16 protein-coding genes are annotated in these 16,453 nt (G+C 40.9%); 4 read left to right on the top strand and 12 right to left on the bottom strand.

Going from position 1 to position 16,453, the window contains the following annotated elements:
- Nucleotides 1-93: 93 nt before the first annotated feature.
- Nucleotides 94-936: a glycerophosphodiester phosphodiesterase gene (locus AC25Y6_RS12495; protein WP_482105730.1), complete on the bottom strand. Its 843-nt coding sequence runs from the start codon at nucleotides 934-936 to the stop codon at nucleotides 94-96.
- 439 nt (nucleotides 937-1,375) lie between these two features.
- On the bottom strand, nucleotides 1,376-1,681 hold the full coding sequence (locus AC25Y6_RS12500) for an alpha-helical endospore appendage domain-containing protein (protein WP_488143254.1): 306 nt from the start codon (nucleotides 1,679-1,681) through the stop codon (nucleotides 1,376-1,378).
- A gap of 178 nt (nucleotides 1,682-1,859) precedes the next feature.
- Here AC25Y6_RS12500 and AC25Y6_RS12505 point away from each other — a divergent pair, with 178 nt between their 5' ends.
- From AC25Y6_RS12505 to AC25Y6_RS12515, 3 genes are all read left to right on the top strand, one after another.
- Nucleotides 1,860-2,783 (top strand): S66 peptidase family protein, encoded by a 924-nt coding sequence (locus AC25Y6_RS12505; RefSeq protein WP_488143274.1) that lies wholly within the window; start codon nucleotides 1,860-1,862, stop codon nucleotides 2,781-2,783.
- 734 nt (nucleotides 2,784-3,517) lie between these two features.
- Nucleotides 3,518-3,664 carry a YjcZ family sporulation protein gene (locus AC25Y6_RS12510; RefSeq protein ID WP_488143255.1) on the top strand — a complete coding sequence of 49 codons (147 nt, stop codon included), beginning with the start codon at nucleotides 3,518-3,520 and terminating at the stop codon, nucleotides 3,662-3,664.
- A gap of 33 nt (nucleotides 3,665-3,697) precedes the next feature.
- The gene (locus AC25Y6_RS12515; RefSeq protein WP_488143256.1) at nucleotides 3,698-4,405 is read left to right on the top strand and encodes a methyltransferase domain-containing protein; all 708 of its coding nucleotides are present in this window, start codon (nucleotides 3,698-3,700) and stop codon (nucleotides 4,403-4,405) included.
- Between the two features lie 70 nt (nucleotides 4,406-4,475).
- Here AC25Y6_RS12515 and AC25Y6_RS12520 read toward each other — a convergent pair whose 3' ends face one another.
- On the bottom strand, nucleotides 4,476-5,183 hold the full coding sequence (locus AC25Y6_RS12520; protein WP_488143257.1) for a DUF2268 domain-containing putative Zn-dependent protease: 708 nt from the start codon (nucleotides 5,181-5,183) through the stop codon (nucleotides 4,476-4,478).
- Between the two features lie 383 nt (nucleotides 5,184-5,566).
- Here AC25Y6_RS12520 and AC25Y6_RS12525 point away from each other — a divergent pair, with 383 nt between their 5' ends.
- Nucleotides 5,567-5,818 (top strand): hypothetical protein, encoded by a 252-nt coding sequence (locus AC25Y6_RS12525; RefSeq protein WP_482105725.1) that lies wholly within the window; start codon nucleotides 5,567-5,569, stop codon nucleotides 5,816-5,818.
- A gap of 86 nt (nucleotides 5,819-5,904) precedes the next feature.
- On the opposite strand, the gene AC25Y6_RS12530 is transcribed toward AC25Y6_RS12525, so the two are convergent.
- From AC25Y6_RS12530 to ligA, 9 genes are all read right to left on the bottom strand, one after another.
- A complete protein-coding gene (locus AC25Y6_RS12530) occupies nucleotides 5,905-6,558 on the bottom strand; it encodes a M48 family metallopeptidase (protein ID WP_482105724.1) in 654 nt (217 codons plus the stop codon).
- Between the two features lie 120 nt (nucleotides 6,559-6,678).
- Nucleotides 6,679-8,043: a 23S rRNA (uracil(1939)-C(5))-methyltransferase RlmD gene (rlmD, locus tag AC25Y6_RS12535; RefSeq protein WP_488143258.1), complete on the bottom strand. Its 1,365-nt coding sequence runs from the start codon at nucleotides 8,041-8,043 to the stop codon at nucleotides 6,679-6,681.
- Nucleotides 8,044-8,210: 167 nt separating this feature from the next.
- The gene (locus AC25Y6_RS12540) at nucleotides 8,211-9,146 is read right to left on the bottom strand and encodes a diacylglycerol kinase (RefSeq protein ID WP_482105722.1); all 936 of its coding nucleotides are present in this window, start codon (nucleotides 9,144-9,146) and stop codon (nucleotides 8,211-8,213) included.
- 112 nt (nucleotides 9,147-9,258) lie between these two features.
- Nucleotides 9,259-9,828, bottom strand: a complete 570-nt coding sequence (locus tag AC25Y6_RS12545) for a thioredoxin family protein (protein ID WP_488143259.1) — start codon at nucleotides 9,826-9,828, stop codon at nucleotides 9,259-9,261.
- Nucleotides 9,829-10,021: 193 nt separating this feature from the next.
- Nucleotides 10,022-11,452, bottom strand: coding sequence for an Asp-tRNA(Asn)/Glu-tRNA(Gln) amidotransferase subunit GatB (gene gatB / locus AC25Y6_RS12550; protein ID WP_482105720.1), 1,431 nt, complete (start codon nucleotides 11,450-11,452; stop codon nucleotides 10,022-10,024).
- Nucleotides 11,453-11,454: 2 nt separating this feature from the next.
- The gene (gene gatA / locus AC25Y6_RS12555; RefSeq protein ID WP_488143260.1) at nucleotides 11,455-12,918 is read right to left on the bottom strand and encodes an Asp-tRNA(Asn)/Glu-tRNA(Gln) amidotransferase subunit GatA; all 1,464 of its coding nucleotides are present in this window, start codon (nucleotides 12,916-12,918) and stop codon (nucleotides 11,455-11,457) included.
- Nucleotides 12,919-12,943: 25 nt separating this feature from the next.
- Entirely contained in the window at nucleotides 12,944-13,231 is a 288-nt protein-coding gene (gene gatC / locus AC25Y6_RS12560; RefSeq protein WP_482105718.1) for an Asp-tRNA(Asn)/Glu-tRNA(Gln) amidotransferase subunit GatC, read from the bottom strand.
- A gap of 73 nt (nucleotides 13,232-13,304) precedes the next feature.
- The gene (locus tag AC25Y6_RS12565) at nucleotides 13,305-14,432 is read right to left on the bottom strand and encodes a CamS family sex pheromone protein (protein WP_488143261.1); all 1,128 of its coding nucleotides are present in this window, start codon (nucleotides 14,430-14,432) and stop codon (nucleotides 13,305-13,307) included.
- A gap of 6 nt (nucleotides 14,433-14,438) precedes the next feature.
- Nucleotides 14,439-16,451 carry an NAD-dependent DNA ligase LigA gene (ligA, locus tag AC25Y6_RS12570; protein ID WP_488143262.1) on the bottom strand — a complete coding sequence of 671 codons (2,013 nt, stop codon included), beginning with the start codon at nucleotides 16,449-16,451 and terminating at the stop codon, nucleotides 14,439-14,441.
- Nucleotides 16,452-16,453 lie beyond the last annotated feature (2 nt).

Here is a 16,453-nt window from a genome sequence, read left to right on the forward strand (position 1 = left end):
TCATTGTCAAGAAAGCCAGATAGGTGTGACAAATAAATAATCCAGTACTCCCTCTTATATAGGTATGTACTGGATTTAAATTCCCATCTTATATTAGTCTTGCACTAAGCGAATTGGCCCTTCAATCGGCCAGATTGAAAAGTCTGTTATTATACCGTCCACATTGTATTGATAGGCTTTGTCCACCCATCTCTGGTTTTTCGTAGACCAAACTAATACTTTTCCACCCTGATTATGTATTTCATTAATCACACGCTTATTGATATATGAGACATTGAAATTAATATATGTTGCAAAAGAAGTCATATCATTTATCTCTTGGAAAGACACATTTTGAATAGATGGCTTCATAAGAATTGCCACTTCTAATTCAGGAAGCAATGTCGTCATTTTCCTCATCGATTCCATATCGAACGATTGTACAATAATGCTGTTCAAATCCTTATATTCATTTAGCAAGGCTACTACTTTCTCTTCCATTCCTGGATACATTAACGGTTTTTTTAACTCTATTAACAAGCCGGCTTGCCCATAAAACTCGTCTAACAATTCATCAAGAGTCATAATTTGTTCACCTGCAAAAGATGCGTGAAATTTCCCTCCTGCATCCAATTCTTTTAATTCGGCAAGTGTAAAATCTTTCACATAGCCCTTCCCATTTGTAGTCCTGTCCACTTTGTCATCATGTATTATTATTAGCTCACCATCCTTCGATAGGTGAACGTCACATTCTAAGAAGTCTGCTCCAAGCTCTATTGCTTTTTGAAAAGCAGCTTGCGAATTCTCCGGCGCAAAATTAGCCGCACCCCTGTGTGCAATACTAATCATTCCTTTCAACTCTGCATGATAGAAAGGCCTAGCCTCGTAACCTACTAGAAGCAACATACATATACATCCAAAAATAAATAGTAATTTCCTTTTCTTTACCTCTCCCATAGTCATAACCCCACAGCAAATGGTGAATACTGATTATTCAGGCCATTCTTTTCATTTATTATATCATATGCGAAAGGTCCTGCAAACGTTATTTTTAGCACAGGATAAAAGATATATATTGAATTATTTAAATATATTACTTAAGTTCAAAATATTAGTGAAAAGAAGCACATCTTACTTACTTATCGCATAGGTTATAATACAAATACATAACGCAATATATCTAGTACTACCAGACTATAGATACGGAAGATACCGTTCCTATTTAACTTTCCATAGATTTATGTATATACATAGTTTAATCTTTTTAAGTAGCTATGTGGTTTTAAAAAGCATGCCAACTCTTTCAGTAGTTGGCATGTGTAAATGTTTTTCTATCATGCAGTCCACCTATATAATGTGCGTTATATTGATGGATGCACTATTCAACTACGTTTTTTTAGTAAGGTGCTACGTCGTGCATGATATATCTACCTTGTTTAATCTTTTCAACGATTTGTTTTTCGATACAACATACTTGTTCCAATACTTTAGCTACAGATTGATCCAGATTTGTTAGATCTCCAACATTTGCGTTGTCTTCAACTGCTGCATCGATTTTGCCTGCTTCAGCAAATATTAGATCTGCAAGAGCGAATTCAGTGACTACAGCCGAAAGAATAACTAGACCTCCGAGAATGTCTTCACCCGTGTTAGCCAAATTCATTGCAGCTTGAACATTTGTAAATGCTTTGTTTTGATTCATTTTGTGCACCTCCTTTTTCATTTTCTATACTTGTACAGGTACATTACTTGCTTATGTCCAACAATTCATCTCGCCTGGACAAATAGACAAGATTTTTCGCATTCCATCACACTTTCATTTTAATCAATTACGTCTCATCGCAATTGCGTCCAGATTTTCTTGAAGGGAGCCGAAAAATATCGCTATACGACCACCTCAATTACAAAAAGGAGATACTGTAGGCATTGTTACGTTAGGAAGTCCATTGGCAGCTAGTAGAATAGACGCCGGAATTGCTACCTTAAAGAGAATGGGGTATAAAGTGCTTGTTGGGGAACATGTCTATTCAGCGTCTGGATTCCTAGCAGCAACGCCTCAAGAAATGGCATCAGATTTGATGCAAATGTTTATGAATCAGGATGTGAAGTGGATTTTACCTTCGAGAGGCGGTGTAGGGGTAGCAAGTATTCTCCCTTTCCTCAACTTTTCTGTAATCTCACAAAACCCAAAAATTGTTTCAGGCTACAGTGACATTACGATATTACTAAATGCATTATATGAATATGCGGACTTAATAACGTTTCAAAGCCTCCTTCTACTTGACTTTAACTCGAATACCCCTTCCTATAATTTCAACCAATTCTTCCAAGTAACTTCAACATTAACCGCCCCTTGGGAAATAAAAAACCCACCAGGTATGACGTTGATTGGTAACGTTCAAGGAAATGTAACGGGTCCAGTTGTTGGAGGTAATTTAACTTCTTTCATCGGAACTTTAGGGACCTCTTTTGAAATCAATACAGCAGGTAAAATTCTCGTACTGGAAGAGACACACGAGCCCATTAACACTGTTTACAGATATCTAAACCACCTGTTCTTAGCGAAGAAGTTTGACGAATGCATTGGAATTATTATGGGGGAATGCACAAATTGTGAGATTGCGTATGGAAAATCATATACAGATCTTATCAATGATTTTCTAGTTCCCTTAGGCAAGCCCCTCATGAGCAACCTGGCAACTGCACATGGCACATATAAAGCAACAATTCCTATCGGTGCTACTTTGAATATGGACACAGTCAACCGGACATTAACTGTCATGGAACCCCCTGTGAGCCCTTAAGGTCTGATTGTTTATTGGATTCCACAAAAAAGACACTTAATACAAAATGAAAAATAGAGAGCAAAGTTCGTGTGAAAATATGTTAAAAGGGATCCTATTCTACTGAATAAGATCCCTTTTTCATATTTTAAATGGTTTAAATCTTATACCGAGCGAATGTAAATAATAACAGTTCTTATACAGGGAACGATTCAGAAATCCTGCTAATACCGCTGCAGCGCTTTGTGGATGCCTCCCGCGATAAGCCAGAAAGAAGATCTCTTTCAGTCTTATCGCTTCGGCTACCACGAAGTTGCGCCTTCGCTGGATGGTCTATGTAAGAAAGCGTTTTTCGTTATTGAGGATAAGACCTGCAATCTATAATGCGTCTTTCTTGAATTAATTTAGTATCAAATAGTAATCACATTACAATCTCATGCTATACATCACCGAATTACAACTCTCTCAATAATGTACACTCCAGCGCAGGCGCGGCAAAGGGGTAGCCGAAGCCGTGAGACTGGATGCGAAGCGTAAATCCAGGCTCATGGCCAGAGGCATCCCCAGAGCGCCAAGCGGTATAAATTCCACATTCCGAATCACAACTCCCTTAATAGTGAACACCCCAGCGCAGGAGCGGCTACCTCGAGGTTCTTTATTTCAACATCAAAGGTCCAGATAAAATTCTTTGCTTTAGCCCTGTGATTCTCTAATCTCACTCATACTCTATTAATAGAAATAGAAGGAGGGATAAAATGTCTTCAAGTATAGATAAGAACGTTGGATACAGCGGGAATGGATCGGGCTTTGCGTTAATTGTTGTTTTATTTATCCTACTAATTATTGTTGGAGCTGCTTTCATAGGAAATGGCTTTGACGATGATGGCTATGGCTATTGCTAAACCGAAAACAAAGGTAGACTAGGGGAGTATCGATTGTTAAATAACTATCTAGACTTAGTAGCTTATTTTGGAATTGGTGGTGCGCATCCTGGTGGATTTTCTTTATCGCAGTCCATACTGATGAACGAGAACATTCAACCTTTTGAATCCGTGTTGGATATCGGTTGTGGTACCGGTCAAACAGCCGAATTCTTAGCCCAAACATTCAAATGTAAAGTTACAGCAGTAGATAATCATCCGGTTATGTTAATAAAGGCTAGAGAACGCTTCGAGAATATTAGTTCATCTGTTTTAGTAATTGAAGGAGACGCTCAAAAACTCGAGCTTCACGACAATTCCTTTGATTTACTAATTGCAGAATCTGTTATCACATTCACTAATATCCCCAGTACATTAAGCGAACTCTCCAGATTATTAAAAAGTGGCGGTCGTATGATTTTGATTGAAATGACTGCCGAACAATCGCTATCGAGAGAATTACAGAAAAAAGCTTGCAGCCTGTACGGTGTTAATGAAATTTTAAATGAATCAGAATGGATAGCGAAAATACAACAAGCTGGGTTTACACAAATAGAAATAATTGACACCCCAGCTGACCTAATCCAAACTGATATTAAAGATATAAATCCGTCTGGAAACATACCTATCGACTTCTATGATTTATGGGATGAGCATAACCTTTTCATTTCTCAATACCATGAATTCATCGGCTTTCGTGTGTTTCGGTGTTATTTACCATAAACTCAAAACAATCTTATTCCTAGATAACTATCTAGGAATAAGATTGTTTTATTACAGGTATCTTTTGAGATTAGTACAACTTACTCTCCGGAAAGATAGAACCTGCAATCAGTTCATCAGAGGACTTTCGGTATAACTCATAATCGTTAAATGGTCCATTCTTTTCTTTGTAGGTATCAATAATTTGAAAACCTATATGATATCCAATCCATTTGGGAAGTCTACTTTTGCCATTGCCGTATAAAAAGGTTTGATGGTTCCCTACCCCCATCAAGTTCAGTTGTGGAATAAAGTGTTCATTCCACACTTTGATAGATCTTTCAAGTGAATACAGATTTGTCCATGGAGCCATCCATTTTTCACCGTATAATTCTTTGACAGCAAACTCCCCTAAACCTTCTATAACTAGCGATTCCTTTAAAGATATTTTGGTAGATTCTAACCCTAAATAGTTTAATCGACAAACATGGTTGTATTCATGTGCAAATAAAGCCTTTATTTCTTCTCTTACGAGTCCTTCAGATAAAAATAAAAACAACCCTCTTTTATATGCTACGCCATTTTTAGATGGTGCTTGCTCTTCCTCTTTAAGTTTCATTTTACTTATCGGAAAAATATAGATGGATATCTCTGGACCTTGCCATAAACCTTTTAAAAACTGATATTCCTCATCAACAATTTGCCAGACGCTTTGTTTCTCCATTTTCCTCACTTGTTTTTCTATGTCAGTCCATTCAATTGGATCAAATAAGCCATGGTTTAGAAGTTCATATTGCAATTCTTCGGGGCTAATTTCAGGAAATGACTTTACAAGTGGCACACAAAGTATTTCACATTGCCAAAAACATGGACTCTTGCTCGATTGTTCTACACATGCTTTAAAAAACTCATAGAGCCATGTATGCGTTTGGATAACCGACGATTTCCTCATCCTTTTATAATTTATTTATCCAGTGGAAATAAAGAATCCCATTGAACGTTGCGGCGCTAGGGGTAGCCTTCGCTCCGTTATAAGCTAGATTCAATACTTCAACTTAACTAATCACAACAATATATATTAGTACGGGACTAGACGTTTATCTATTACAGAATAGTATTTTCACCATATCCTATCAGTACATGCTTGTAAGTAAGTAAATATGTTTGAAAGGAGGATAAAAAATGTCTCAAACTGACTTTTATAATGTTTGCTCCAGATATCAAGGTAAAACTGTGAGAATTACTTGTCGTGATGGCCGCGTTCATACGGGCGAGATTACTAGATTAAATAGAAATATGGTATGGATTCGACCGATTGGTGGTCTTGGTGGATATGGATATGGTTTTGGTGGATATGGTAGAAGGAATTTCGGATTTGGTATTGCACTTGGTGCAATCACGGGGATCGTTCTAGCATCAGCATTCTTTTGGTAAACCAGTTCTTTCATGAAAAAACCTAGTTCTGAAACAATTCCCATTTGCTTCAGAACTAGGTATCCTTTTATTCTATAAAAGTGTTTTTAAAGTGACATTGAATGTCCATGCCTATCCAAATACGCTTCCTTCTCTTTATAATCTGGCATAATGCTTCCAACACGTCTCCAAAACGAACGATCATGATTCATATGAAGTATATGACATAGTTCATGGATTATCACATAATCAATAACTTCAATTGGGGCCATAGCTAGACGATAATTAAATGTTAGTTTTTTATCCGAACTACAACTACCCCACTTCGCCTTAGACTCTATTATTTCAATGATTTTAGGTTTAACTTTCAATTGTTCTTGATAAATTTTTATCCGTTCTCCTATAACAGTCTTGCAGCTATTAATATAAAACTTCTTAAGCTTTCTTTTAAGCACATCTTCATTTAATTCGCTACAATCTACCAACTCTTGGAGAAAACACTCCTTTCCAAGATATAAGAACTTCCCTTGAGCATGATACTCTCTTTTTTTAGGGGTTTCTCGAGCTACTGCAATTTCGTGTATCTTCTCCAATATCTTTTTCGCTCGACTTTCTATAGCACTGATAATAATTTCTTCACTTGTGTCTTTAGGTACTTTAACAGTTATGAAACCAAACGAATCTATATGAATGGTTAGCTTCTCTCTTTTTCCATACTGAACATTAAATTCTATAATTTCATTTTCAATTTCAACTTTCATGTCTGGCATCTTCCTTATACATTTAATTACATCATCTATTTTTTATACTTGCCGATTGTATTATATTAAGACAAAAGCCCGTGAATTCACTATCAATTCTCGGGCACGTCTACTTTTTATTTACGCAAGTTCTAGCAACGCTACGCACTCAACGTGTGAACTATGTGGAAACATATCAACAGGCTGCACTTCCTGTGTACGATAACCGCCATCTTCAAGGATCCGTAAATCCCGCGCAAGCGTTCCTGGGTTACACGATACGTAAACCACGCGCTTCGGTTTAAACTCCAGAATCGTTTTCAACAACTCTTCGTCGCAGCCTTTACGCGGCGGATCGACAACGAGTACATCGAATCGTTTGCCGTCTGCATACCATTTTGGAATAACGACTTCAGCAGAACCTGCTTCGAAATAAGCATTATCAATGCCGTTCAGTTCTGCGTTGCGCTTAGCGTCTTCGATTGCTTCGGGAACGATTTCGACACCGTATACTTCTTTTGCTTTTTGTGCGAGGAACAACGAGATTGTACCAATACCACAATATGCATCGATGACGGATTCGTTTCCTGTCAACTGTGCATATTCAAGTGCTTGCCCGTAAAGGACTTCTGTCTGTTCAGGGTTCACTTGGTAGAATGAACGTGCTGATATTTCAAAGTCGATATTTCCAATTGAATCCATAATAACCGGTTTTCCGTACAGTAAAACGGTTTCTTCACCAAAAATAACGTTTGTTTTCTCCGTGTTAAAGTTTTGCATTATCGAGGTTACACCTGGAATAACTCTTTTAATAAGTTCAATCGCTGCAGTTTTCTGCGTAAATTTCTTTTTGCGCGTCACTAAAACAACCATTACTTCACCTGAAGTACGCCCTTTACGAACAATTAAGTGACGCAACAAACCAAGATGCGTCTTTTCATCATAGGCATCGATGCCGATCGCATGCAGTTCATATTTCAACATAGCCATCAGGTCATCTGCTTCGTGACTTTGGATAAGACAGATATCCGTGTCTACAATATGATGTGTACGGGATCTGTAAAATCCAGAAACGACTTTACCATCTCGCTCACTGAAAGGTATTTGTGATTTATTGCGGTAGCGCCACGGATCGTCCATCCCTTTTACGGGGTGCACCGGCACGTGCGGCAGTTTTCCGATACGGTCCAGTACATCGCGTACCGTTTTACGTTTTTGTACCAGTTGGCCTTCGTAAGACAAATGCTGCATCTGGCATCCACCGCATTCTGAGAACACATGACATGGCGGTTTAACGCGGTCGGGAGATGGTTTAGTGATGTTTAACAGCCTGGCGAAACCGTAATTTTTCAGTGTTTTTCCTACTTGTATGTCAACCTCTTCGCCTGGCAGTGCGCCCGGTATGAAAAGAGGATAGCCTTCCACTTTTGCAACACCCGAGCCATCATGTGTTAAATCTTCTACATGGACGCTAAGGCGATCATTTCTATTCACATTATAAGACATTGTTTTTTCCTCCAAATTTCAGATACATTTAGTTTACCATAGGGTCGGTCCATGGTGTTACCTAGTCAGTCTATGGAGTTACATGGCCGAGTCAGAAAAAAATAAGCTGTGAGGATGTCAGATTTAGCATCCTTACAGCTTATTTTTCCAAATCATTACCTAGGTAATTACTCCTCAGAAGAGTCTGTTAAACCTATAAGATCCTCTTTCCGTAATTCAGCCAAAGGCGCAAACATTTCAATATGCCTGTAAAGGTTTTCGAAAGTCGCTGGCAATACACCGCCGAATTCTCCATCTAGGTTCAAGAGCACCTTGTCAGTTGATGTCACTTTAATTGTTTCCGCTTTGGTTGAAATGACTAGCGGATCACCAAGATGCTCTCCTCTAAGTGCGAGTGTAACGACCCGGATGAATTCTGCAATATTACATTTCTTCAGAATAAGCAACGTAAATTTACCGTCATTGATGCTTGAACCCGGAGCAAGCTTTTCAAAGCCACCGACAGAATTCGTCAAGCCTACAAGAAACATCATCGCTTCTTCATCAAACACTTCTCCATCATATTCTATCTTGAGATGAGTGGAGTGAAAAGACGGTAACATTTCAATACCCTTTAAATAATAAGCAAGTTGCCCTAGTACCGTTTTCAATTTACTCGGCACATCATATGTTAATTCCGTCAATCTGCCACCGCCTGCGATATTAATGAAATGGCGATTGTTCATCATACCGACATCGACAGGTATCGTTTCCCCTCGAACAATAATATCCACTGCTTCATTAATATCGCGTGGAATACGCAGTGCACGTGCAAAGTCATTCGTTGTCCCTGTTGGAATAAGTCCAATTTTAGGACGCTGCTCGAAAGGACTGACACCCGCGATAACTTCGTTCAGCGTACCATCTCCACCTGAAGCAATGATAAGGTCAAAACCGGATTCCACAGCGTGTTTAGCCGCTTCTGTCGCGTCCCCTTCGCGTGTTGTCGCATGACAAGATGTTTCATATCCGGCTTTCTCAAGTTTCTCTAAAACTTCACTGAGATGTTTGCGGAATGCTTCACGTCCCGATGTCGGATTGTAAATGATTCGTGCTCGTTTCATCCGAATTTCCCTCTATTCGTACATATGTTATTTTTTCAATATTATTCCGATAGACGACACAATTTCAGCCGGGCTGGTTGCATTTACTATTCGGAACTTAGATATTTGGTACTTATGATTGTTTCTGCAATACAGGAAGGAATGTTTTGCGGATGTCATCGTAGACCGTCAGCCAAAGTTCCGGCTTGGAAGTGTACTCTGCACTAATCCGTTCAATGAATTCCTGTTGTTTTGCTTTGAACTCCGGTGAATCCGCTGCTGGAATATCTTTTCGCAGTTCCAAAACGTATTCTTGGATCGAAGCTGCCCGCGGTCCCCATTTCGCTTCAACTTCCCCGTTTTCGTCAAGCAACAAGTAAACCGGGATCGACCTTCCACCGTTCGTCAAATGTTTATCGATCAAATCCGTATCCGTATCTCGAAATGCAGTACGTACGTCTAAATCCGCCGCCTCCGCGATTCTTCGTAGAACCGGATTGTTCATCATTGCGTCCCCGCACCAATCTTCTGTAATGACTAGGATATTCGGTTTCTTTTCCTTCAACAGTCCGATGAATTCGTCATCCGCCGGTACTTCAAATTGTTCATAAATGCGGAAGCTTTCTTCCTTATGTTTGTCCATCTTATTCATATACTGTTCGAGTGAAATGGCTTCATTAAAATAGTCTTTTTCAGTTTTCAAAATCATCCACACTCCTTTTCTATAATTGTACGTCGTCCCTTCCCGCGAATCAAACTACGAGACTAAAAAAAAGACGCTCTGCCGTGAGACTTGTTATTGTCCTTGACAGAGCGTTCCTTTTAAATGGTGTCTAATCGCCAAGCGCTTAGATCATAAGAAAGTAGCGTCTAAACGGTGCCTTGCGCTTTTCTTTTTACCTTTTCACGATTTCTTCGAGAAGGATTTTATTGACCAGTGGCGGATTTGCTTGCCCTTTTGTCGCTTTCATAATTTGACCAACGAGGAAGCCGACTGCACGCTCTTTCCCGTTTTTATAGTCTTCGATTGATTGTTCATTTGCATCTAGTGTTTCTGTGACGATTGTACGGAGTGTGCCTTCGTCAGAAATTTGGACAAGTCCTTTTTCTTTGACGATGACTGCAGCGTCTCCACCGTTTTCAATCAATTCCTTGAATACCTTTTTCGCGATTTTGGATGAAATCGTTCCATCTGAAATCAGTTTGATCATACTTGCAAGTCCTTCAGGCGTTAATGCAGTAGCATCAAGTTCTTTCGCCTCTGCGTTCAAATAACCTGAAACCTCACCCATGAGCCAGTTGGATGCAAGTTTCGCATCCGCTCCAGCCGCAACCGTTGCTTCGAAAAAATCAGACATATCCTTCGTCAATGTTAAAACCATTGCATCGTATGCAGGCAAATCTAGTTCATTGATATAGCGTTCCTTCCGTGCGTCCGGAAGTTCAGGGATTTCCGCGCGGACACGTTCAATCCATGCTTCATCGATGTGAATATCCGTCAAGTCAGGTTCAGGAATAAAACGATAATCGTTCGCGGGACCTTTTACACGCATTAGAAGTGTTTTACCTGTTGCTTCATCATAACGGCGTGTTTCCTGATCAATTTTCCCACCGGATAGTAAAACTTTTTCTTGGCGTTCCACTTCATATGCGATTCCTCTGCGAACGAAGTTGAACGAGTTCAAGTTCTTCAATTCCGTTTTCGTGCCGAATTCCTCTTGTCCAAACGGACGGATAGAAATATTCGCATCACAACGAAGGGACCCTTCTTCCATGCGGACGTCGGAAACCCCTGTATATTGAATGATTGCTTTTAGCTTTTCAAGGAATGCATACGCTTCTTCTGGAGACCGGACATCCGCTTCTGTCACAATTTCAATAAGTGGAGTCCCTTGTCTGTTCAAGTCGACAAGTGAATGACCTTCATCGGTATGTGTCAATTTCCCCGCATCTTCCTCAAGGTGGACACGTTCAATTCGAATTTTTTTCTTCTTGCCTTCGACTTCAATTTCGACCCAGCCGTTTGCACCGATTGGATGTTCATCCTGAGAGATTTGGTACGCTTTCGGATTATCGGGATAGAAGTAATGCTTGCGATCGAAATTAGTGACTGGCGCAACTTCACAATTAAGTGCCAATGCCGCTTTCATACCGAAGTCAACCGCACGTTCATTCATCACCGGCAACACACCAGGATAAGCTAAGTCAATCACGTGGATGTTCATATTCGGTTCCGCACCGAAATGGGCGTGGGCAGGTGACATGATTTTTGAATCGGTTTTAAGTTCTACGTGGACTTCAAGTCCGACTACTGTTTCGAAATTCATAATTATTTCCCCTCCCATGTGACTGGAGTCTGTTTATGGAAATCAGTCGCTTGTTCATAAGCATGCGCCACTTTATACAATGTCGCTTCATCATAATGTTTCCCGATAATTTGAAGACCAAGCGGCAGTCCGTTTGAAAATCCGCATGGAACCGAAATCGCTGGCACACCCGCAAGGTTAATTGGAACCGTTAATACATCGTTTGCATACAACGCCAATGGATCGTGAATTTTTTCGCCGATTTTATAAGCTGTTGTTGCGGATGAAGGCCCGATAATCACATCGTATTTTTCGAAAAGAGTTGCAAAATCTTGTGCAATTAATGTCCTCACTTTTTGTGATTTTACGTATACATCTTCGTGATGAGCTGCTCCCAGCGCATACATACCAAACAAAATACGTTTTTTCACTTCATCTCCGAAAGCTTCGGAACGGGAACGTGAATACAATTCCTCGAGATCTTTGACACCTTCAGCACGGTAACCGTAGCGGATGCCGTCGAAACGTGCGAGGTTTGATGATGCTTCGGATGAAGAAATCGCATAGTACACAGGTGAAGCGTACTTCAAGTGTGGCAGTGAAACTTCTTCCCATTCAGCACCAAGTGATTCAAGAACTTTCAGTGCTTCCATTACCGCATTTTTCGCTTCCGGAGATATACCTTCACCTAGATATTCAGCCGGTACACCAATTTTCAGGCCTTTGATGTCGCCAGTGAGAGCGGCTCTGAAATCAGGCACGTCTAGTGGCGATGTCGATGAGTCTCTTGGGTCTAAGCCTGAAATTACGCTAAGCAACAACGCATTGTCTTCAACATTGCGTGTAATCGGACCGATTGTATCCAACGATGACGCGAATGCAACCAAACCTGATCGTGACACGCGACCGTATGTGGGCTTCATGCCGACGACGCCACAAAAAGCTGCTGGTTGACGAACAGATCCACCTGTATCCGAACCTAGGGCGAATGCCACTTCGCCAGCTGCTACTGCTGCCGCTGAACCGCCTGACGAGCCGCCTGGAACGAAGTCGAGATTCCATGGATTATGCGTAGTTTGGAACGCAGATCTCTCTGTTGTCGATCCCATTCCAAATTCATCCATATTCAATTTCCCGATTGTTACAAGTCCAGCTTCGTTGATTTTTTCAACAACTGTAGCATCATAGACAGGAACGAAATCTTCGAGCATCTTACTTGCAGCAGTCGTAACGATTCCTTTTGTGACGATGTTATCCTTCAATCCGATTGGTAATCCGAATAGAGGTCCGCGCCCTTCCAATGGTTGCTTGTCCAACTCTTCCGCTTGTGCAAGAGCCTGTTCTCCGTTTGTAAGGAGGAAAGCTTTTACTTTTCCATCCATTTTCGCAATACGGGAAACTGACTCCTCCGTCAGTTCTTTGACAGACACTTCCCGATTATGTAATAGCGACTGAAGCTCTGTTGCCGTCTTTTTAAATAACGTCATTTTTCTTCCTCCTTAAATCCGTTCATCAAATGATAGTCGGCACTTTAATTTGTCCTGCTTCGTGTTCTTTCACACTCTTCAACATCTCTTCCCGGTCCAGTGCATCTGTAGGGATATCCTGACGGAGAACATTGTATAGAGGCAACGGATGAGTCATAGGAGCTATATGGTCCGTATCCACTTCTTTCAGTTTATCGGCAAACCCGATAATTTCATCAAGTCGTCCGACAAACACTTCCGCCTCAGCATCCGTCATAGCAAGCCTAGCCAGTCCTGCATGGCGTTGTACTTCACTTATCGTTAATTTCGTCATTTTTTCTCCTCCTCATCTTTGAATTGTACGATTAATCATATCATCTTCCCAGAATGTTGAATAGTTATGATGTTTAATAGCCGTAAATATGCACAAAAGGTTTTTCATCACCCGGCTCTTTTACGATTAATGCTTCCGGACCATTTGTGGACGTTATTGTTACTTCAGTATACAAATTTGGAAAGTACTGATTCACAAGCTCTGTCATAAATTGTGTGAAACCAATTATTTCACTTGAACCGAAAAATTGGATAGGCATTTCTATTCTTAAAGACTTTAAGTCATCGTCTTTATAAAACCCTGTTCCGATTACGTTAACAAAACTAGGGAAATACGCATCAATGTCTTGTTTAAAGTTCTCAAATGTCGTATTCATATCCCTGTATGCGCCTGTCTTTGAAGACGCTGGGAACACCACATATTTCTCATTAACAACTTTCCAGCCAGTCGGAACTGCTTGACCTTTTCCAGCTACAGCTTTCGCAAAGTATGTACCTGGAACAATGGAGTTACGACTTTCTTGTTTAAATAACCCAACAACAATTGGGATATCTGAGAGCCCTTCCTGTGTTCGAAGGCGTTTCACAATTTCTTCAGCCATTTTCATACCTTGCTGTTCGATTACCTTATCCGGTATAGTGGTTTCCTTTCCACTTCTCGAATAGCTAACCGAATTAAGTGCAAGGCCTACTGAAATACCGGCAAGGCGGACTTTTTTTTCATCCGTCATAACGAGGTAATTCTGCTCAATGATATGAGCCAAATAAATCGGCGCTTCTTCGGATGCCTTATCTTCATTCATATCTTTTGGGATGGGGGGATTCAAACCAGCTTCATCAGTGGAACTTCTAGACAACCAAGACCGCGCTGTTTCCTTATCAATATGCTGACCTTCCTGAAAAAAGTGGTTTTCGGGTGAATATTGCTCGTTCGAAATACGTAAAAGCCCTTCTTCCGCTTCCTGCATGTCGTATTTTGTATAGATATTGCTAACAATTAGACCGCGGCTTGCACTTTTTTTGAAAGGTAGCAGTGTTTTGTAGAACTCATCTTTCAACTGAACATCGGGAATCACAACTATTTCCTCGACGCTCTCTTCGTTTTCCTGAATAACTTCCTCTTTTTCTGTACCAAATTGAGGTAAACATCCCGAAAGGAAAAGAATAGCTGCCATTGTGGGTAATATCAATAATCTTTTCATTTCAACTTACTCCTTCTCGCCAAGCGCTTCAATCAACTCCGCTTCATTCCACACTGTAATTTCAAGCTCCTCGGCTTTTGCCAATTTAGAGCCGGCATCGTCCCCCGCGATAACGAGATCTGTCTTTTTACTAACACTGCCGCTCACTTTTCCACCAAGCGCTTCAATTTTCTCTTTCGCCTCGCCGCGCGTCAAAATAGTCAATTTCCCAGTTAGCACGACAGTCTTTCCTGAGAAAACCCCGTCTGTCGGAACGTCTTGCCTGTTTCGCCCAATGTATGCCATATTCAATCCGTATGATTCCAGCTTTCGAAGTACTTCAAGCACTTCTTCTTTGCTGAAATAAGTAGTAATTGAATCAGCAACCTTGTCACCGATTTCATGGATTGTTATGAGTCGCTCCACATCAGCTGTCATTAATGCAGAAAGTGTACCAAATTCCGCCGCAAGGATAGTCGCCGCTTTTACACCTACATGACGTATGCCAAGCCCGAAGAGCATTTTTTCCAAAGAGTTTACTTTCGATGCTTCGATTGCTGTTAACAAATTGGAAACGGATTTTTCACCCATCCGCTCAAGCTCCAGCAACTGTTCTTTTGTCAGCGTATATAGATCTGAGACATCGTGAACCAGATTCGCGTTATACAATTGGTCGACTACCCGTTCGCCGATGCCTTCAATATTCATTGCGTTGCGGGACACAAAATGAATGATTGCTTCTTTCATTTGTGCAGGACACTGTGGATTAACACATCGGAGTGCTACTTCTCCTTCAAACCGAATCAATTCGGATTCGCAGACTGGACAGTTTTCCGGCATATCAAAAGGCACTTCAACACCAGTCCGTTTTTCTATAATTGGCGCAACGACCTCAGGAATGATGTCCCCTGCCTTACGGATAATTACTGTATCTCCGATTCGAATATCTTTCTCTTTTATGAGGTCTTCATTGTGCAGAGAAGCACGACCCACTGTCGATCCTGCGACCTGAACCGGTTCCAGTATCGCTGTAGGAGTAATAACACCTGTCCTCCCGACACTAAGCTCGATATCTAGCAATAATGTGACTACTTCTTCTGCAGGGAATTTATATGCAGTCGCCCATTTAGGACTTCTTGCCGTGAAACCAAGCTGTTCCTGATCTTCAAAATTATCAACCTTTACAACAATCCCATCGATTTCATATGCTAAATTTAAGCGGTTTCCCACCCATTTATCGATATAATCGATTACCTCATCTATAGTGTTGCAATGCTGCCGTTCCTTATTCGTTTCAAACCCTAGACTATCAAGGTAATTGAGTGAATCTGAATGGCTGTCCTGTCCATATGCACTGCCATCGCCGCCGATTCCATAGATGAATATCGCCAAGTTACGACTGGCCGCTATTTTCGGGTCGAGCTGACGAAGTGAACCTGCAGCTGCATTGCGCGGATTAGCGAACGGTTCCTCACCAGATTCGTCACGCTTTGCATTTAAGTTCACAAATGACTTCTTGGGCATATAGGCCTCGCCACGGACTTCAATAGAAACAGTTTCTTTCAATCGCAGTGGAATTGTCCGGATTGTCTTTAGACTTGCCGTTATATCTTCTCCAACAGTCCCGTCTCCACGTGTCGATCCTTGGACAAACTTGCCGTCGACATATCTAAGCGAGATGGCAAGCCCATCTATCTTTAATTCACAAATATATGAAACATCCCGCCCGGCCGCACTTTTCACCCGCTTGTCAAATTCTCTTAACTCTTCATCATTGAATGCATTGGATAGACTGAGCATCGGAAACTCGTGGACGACTTTCCCGAATCCTTTTAATATCTCGCCTCCAACGCGTTGCGACGGCGAATCCGGATAAATAAGGTCAGGGTTTTCTGCTTCAATGGCTAGTAGTTCTTGCATATAACGGTCATAATCCGCGTCAGAAGTGAGTGGTTTATCGAGCACATAATAAGCATGGCCATACTTATGAAGAAGGTCATTCAATTCTTCCACCCTTTTTTCAAGTCCCACTCGATCCATCG

This window comes from Sporosarcina sp. Y1004 (assembly GCF_057669665.1).

Excerpts from the sequence above, each read along its gene's own strand:
- AC25Y6_RS12495 (WP_482105730.1), bottom strand. The coding sequence starts at position 936 with ATGGGAGAGGTAAAGAAAAGGAAATTACTATTTATTTTTGGATGTATA.
- gatA (WP_488143260.1), bottom strand. The coding sequence starts at position 12,918 with ATGACGTTATTTAAAAAGACGGCAACAGAGCTTCAGTCGCTATTACAT.
- AC25Y6_RS12510 (WP_488143255.1), top strand. The coding sequence starts at position 3,518 with ATGTCTTCAAGTATAGATAAGAACGTTGGATACAGCGGGAATGGATCG.
- gatC (WP_482105718.1), bottom strand. The coding sequence starts at position 13,231 with ATGACGAAATTAACGATAAGTGAAGTACAACGCCATGCAGGACTGGCT.
- rlmD (WP_488143258.1), bottom strand. The coding sequence starts at position 8,043 with ATGTCTTATAATGTGAATAGAAATGATCGCCTTAGCGTCCATGTAGAA.
- AC25Y6_RS12525 (WP_482105725.1), top strand. The coding sequence starts at position 5,567 with ATGTCTCAAACTGACTTTTATAATGTTTGCTCCAGATATCAAGGTAAA.
- AC25Y6_RS12565 (WP_488143261.1), bottom strand. The coding sequence starts at position 14,432 with ATGAAAAGATTATTGATATTACCCACAATGGCAGCTATTCTTTTCCTT.
- AC25Y6_RS12540 (WP_482105722.1), bottom strand. The coding sequence starts at position 9,146 with ATGAAACGAGCACGAATCATTTACAATCCGACATCGGGACGTGAAGCA.
- gatB (WP_482105720.1), bottom strand. The coding sequence starts at position 11,452 with ATGAATTTCGAAACAGTAGTCGGACTTGAAGTCCACGTAGAACTTAAA.
- AC25Y6_RS12530 (WP_482105724.1), bottom strand. The coding sequence starts at position 6,558 with ATGAAAGTTGAAATTGAAAATGAAATTATAGAATTTAATGTTCAGTAT.
- ligA (WP_488143262.1), bottom strand. The coding sequence starts at position 16,451 with ATGGATCGAGTGGGACTTGAAAAAAGGGTGGAAGAATTGAATGACCTT.
- AC25Y6_RS12500 (WP_488143254.1), bottom strand. The coding sequence starts at position 1,681 with ATGAATCAAAACAAAGCATTTACAAATGTTCAAGCTGCAATGAATTTG.